This is a genomic window from Vibrio sp. 10N.247.310.24 (genome assembly GCF_041467175.1).
Classification (GTDB): Bacteria; Pseudomonadota; Gammaproteobacteria; order Enterobacterales; family Vibrionaceae; genus Vibrio; species Vibrio tasmaniensis_A.
The window spans coordinates 1-3,757 of sequence record NZ_JBFSUD010000150.1; the positions used below are offsets into that span (position 1 = coordinate 1).

At 39.1% G+C, this 3,757-nt stretch carries 3 protein-coding genes; all 3 read right to left on the reverse strand.

What is annotated here, in order from left to right; translation table 11 throughout:
- Positions 1–190: 190 nt before the first annotated feature.
- Positions 191–1,393, reverse strand: a complete 1,203-nt coding sequence (locus tag AB6E08_RS22755; protein WP_372067042.1) for a DUF3800 domain-containing protein — start codon at positions 1,391–1,393, stop codon at positions 191–193.
- Between the two features lie 406 nt (positions 1,394–1,799).
- Positions 1,800–2,798, reverse strand: a complete 999-nt coding sequence (locus AB6E08_RS22760) for a hypothetical protein (RefSeq protein WP_372067039.1) — start codon at positions 2,796–2,798, stop codon at positions 1,800–1,802.
- Between the two features lie 139 nt (positions 2,799–2,937).
- Positions 2,938–3,525 carry a hypothetical protein gene (locus tag AB6E08_RS22765; protein WP_372067036.1) on the reverse strand — a complete coding sequence of 196 codons (588 nt, stop codon included), beginning with the start codon at positions 3,523–3,525 and terminating at the stop codon, positions 2,938–2,940.
- Positions 3,526–3,757 lie beyond the last annotated feature (232 nt).

A 3,757-nucleotide genomic window follows, 5' to 3' on the forward strand; every position in this document is an offset into this window, starting at 1 on the left:
GCCCAAACTGGTTAAATTTTAACAGTGACAACTATCCTGCCAGAGGGGGGTAGCTAACGAAGAAACTCCAGACAAGAACTCCGTCAGTTCAATATCAACTATAAAGTCATGAATATTCACACTAACACCCCGATACTACCAACGATGGAATGAAAAATGCCAAACGTTGGGAATCACTTTTAAATGCTTGTTAACTGGCTGCTTCCGCGACCCTTGGATTTGCTTTTGCTTTCGCTAAGAATGAAGGGATATTATTAGCTGCATTTAAACCACCATCATGTACTGTCCCAAGATCTTTAGGGTCAACATCATGTGTTGGCCAAATCTTATTGTGTCCAATAAAACGATCCAAATCTAACTTGTTTAGTTCTAGGAAGAAGTAATCTTCTGATTCTCCAACCGCAACACCTGCAGCCCAATAAGCAAAAGAACTTGCTACAATATCAGCAACTTGTATCTGCTTATGTTTCTGTGAATCAGCAAACCTCATTGATTTACCTTTTAGAGGTAGTCCAAATTTGCGACGATCATACCCTAGCTCAACTTCATCTTGAGTCCAATCCATGAATTGAGCAAACATCTCACGTTGTTTTTCAATGCTATGAGAGTCATCGTGAATTAGGTGGAAGCCTTTAGGATATTGATTCCCCCATTGGATACATTGTGCAAACAAAGCTGGGATTGATGGATCTAAGGCTGTTTTATCAATATCGTCTAGTGCGCTATCAATGTATGCTTTAGTGTCAAGGATTTGATCTATATCGGACTTAAAGCCATCACTTGACGATGATTCTTGCACGGCTTCAACGCAGGAATAGAAAGCTTCAATAGACTCTTCAGTTTGCTCTCTCACCATAGCTACAAACAGCTTATGCATATTGTCCACTAACTCTTCATTGCAGAAAGCTTCGAAGCAATAGAACAACATATTTGATAGTGCAATATTTTGCCCATTAACATAAAGATCGACACCTTTCAGGTGGAGCATATGCTCAATAAGTAAATCTACAATTTTAGATGTAACCATAAAACGTTTTGAGAACACGTTCATTTTAATACTTTCAGTATTAACTGCTGGGTCACTTAATAAACGTATAATTCCATCTTGCCCTGCTTTATTTCGTTTTAGTCTCTTAAAATGAAGTTCGTTTTCTGCGCGAGAACCAACTAAACTTAAAAGACGTTCCGCCTCTTTAATAGAAAGATCGCAGCTAGCTAAAGTGAAGACTGGTTGATTTTTGTCTAATAAGTTTGAGCCCGTATTTCCTGATTCATCTAAGAAAATAGAAGGAATCACACTCTGTTTTTTACGTATAGCCTCGGCTTTTTGATTCGCTATTTTTTGAACTTTAGCTTTCTTTTGCGTTCTTTTGTGTTTGCTATTTTTGCTCATATATACTCCTGCCAGTTAACGCTTTATAAACGGGATCCCCCGTATCCGCACTCTCTCTATACTGCGCTCAACCTCCATAAAACTCAATGAAAATCAGGGTGTTGTGCAATTCTTGCATCTCAATCGAGAATCGATTACGAAATAATCCGCATAGAACACCAAGCTCATCAGGATTAGCTCTACTAGGATAAAAAATATGAGGTACACTCAAAGAAGCCATTCACTCTAAGAAGCTTATTGGGGCAGAAGTGTTTTAGAGTAGTCGGACTAAGGCGCTCTTGTCCCAAAGCATGGCGGCATAACACGCCTCTGGACATTTCCGTGTTAGTGAATCTGCTAATTTAGATATTTACAGATTAATTCGAGTAAAGCAAATCGTGCCACAGTCGTTTGTTATACCATTTGTCTACGATGATAGTTCGCCTGTTTCAGAAATTCTTACTAGTTCATTTAGTAAACTATCGACATCTACTGAACTTTCAACGTCAAGACTCAGGTAACCACAAAAGACTACTGCTAAATGATCCATGTAGTCGGTCATGAAATCATCTTCTATTTGCATATATGCAATTAGAAAAAGAGCCAGGATACGCCTGTTAATATTCGTCACATACTCAGGTTCGGTTGGGGCTACGATTGATGCAATGAACTCAAAAAGAAAATATATATAGTAAAGAAGGTAAGGGAGTCGGGTGTACAAATACCGCTGCTGCGTATAAATCTGCTGAGGCCCAGAAAATACAAAGTTAATGTTAAGTAGTTCTGTTTTTATGGCCTTATGCTCAGTAAATAAGTGAGTGGCTTGATTGCAAACACGGTCAAAACTGTCGAAGCTCGATTTATTATAACGTAATTCGCCTAGATACTCTGGACTCATAACTCCTTCCAAGCCAATCCGATTCAAAACAGTTTTGATACGTTTCGCATGCCCTTCAGGCCCACCACCATTTTTAGGTCTTAAAAACATAGGGTCTAGAGATAGCTTTTCTACAAAGTCATTTTCATCTATGACCATAGCTTCTAGGAGATACAGACTTTCTTGAATAGGTTTCCTTAGTAGCATAAAGGCTACTGACATCTTCCCTTTTTCAGCTGCCGTCAAAGCTTCGTAAATACAGTGCAACATATCAGATAACACTGCTGGCAATACGACAGTTCTGATAACTAAGCTACGTTCATCATGCTTTTGATTTATTTCTAGCCAATCGAGGATATTTGTCTCGCTTCCCCCTTCCAGAGACCTAATTTCATGATCTTCGAATGAAAATGTCTGGCGAAAAGCACCCTTTTCCTCACCTGAACGAAGGAACTCGACCATAACATCGTGCATAAACATACATGCTGTATGAGCGTCTCTAAATTCTTCTGGAAGCTGCATTTCTTTCCTCAGCTTATTAAATGACATGGATTCCCCCTCCCGAGGATCTGCCACACTATTGTGGTACTTGTTAAAACCGGAGGCACCATGTCTGATTATTCGTATTTTGCCGCTATCGACTTAGCTAAGAACCACTTCAGTCTTCATGTCGTTGACCAAATATGTGCTATGGCTGTGCTAAGTGGGAGTACTGCCTGTCGTTTTGGACGTATGCTTTAAGCCCATATCGTCCTTGAAAAATAGATGAAGACTCTACTAATTGCTCGTAATTCACAGTATCGATTGGGCATTCTTGATCACTTTTCCAACTAGCAAACGCATATATAACTAGCACCGAACCAGCATGAAGCCCTTCGTAGTAACCTTGTTGGATTAAGTCATTTTTACCAACAACATCATAAAATTTATGACTCCAATATTCCTCAATTGACCCAAGTACTAGGCGGTAATGCTCAGTACCCAGTTTTGATTTAAATACTTTGAATTTTTCTATTTCTCTCGCACACATAATCCAATTTAACCGTTCACTTACAACAAGAGCATTTTCTCCCATACCCCGCGTCAGCATTTCGAAAGCAGATTCAAGTTTTCGGATAGCAGCTTCGAAAAGCTCTTTGTCGCGTGCAAGTCTCTTATCAAACTGGTTTTTACGATAGGTAAAGAATAAACCAACCAAAGCAATTATCGCAGAAATGATTGAAATAAGAGCAGATACTGCAGGTATTATATATTCTTCGCTAACTAAAGATTCCATAACTTCCTCGAAAATCATAACGCTAATTAGACGGCAAGCAGCCGCTTTTCACTCTCACATCATGCCGTCTTTCACATATTGACTCAATTACTAATCAATACCTTATCAGCAATACAAGGAAGTTAGGTTACTAAGAGATGTATAAGTCCTAAATGAGTGGATTTCGCATTACTTGTTGGGCTCTTCTCCGCTTAGATGAGCTTGATTTCTGGGTAAAAGGTAGAGTGAGTTT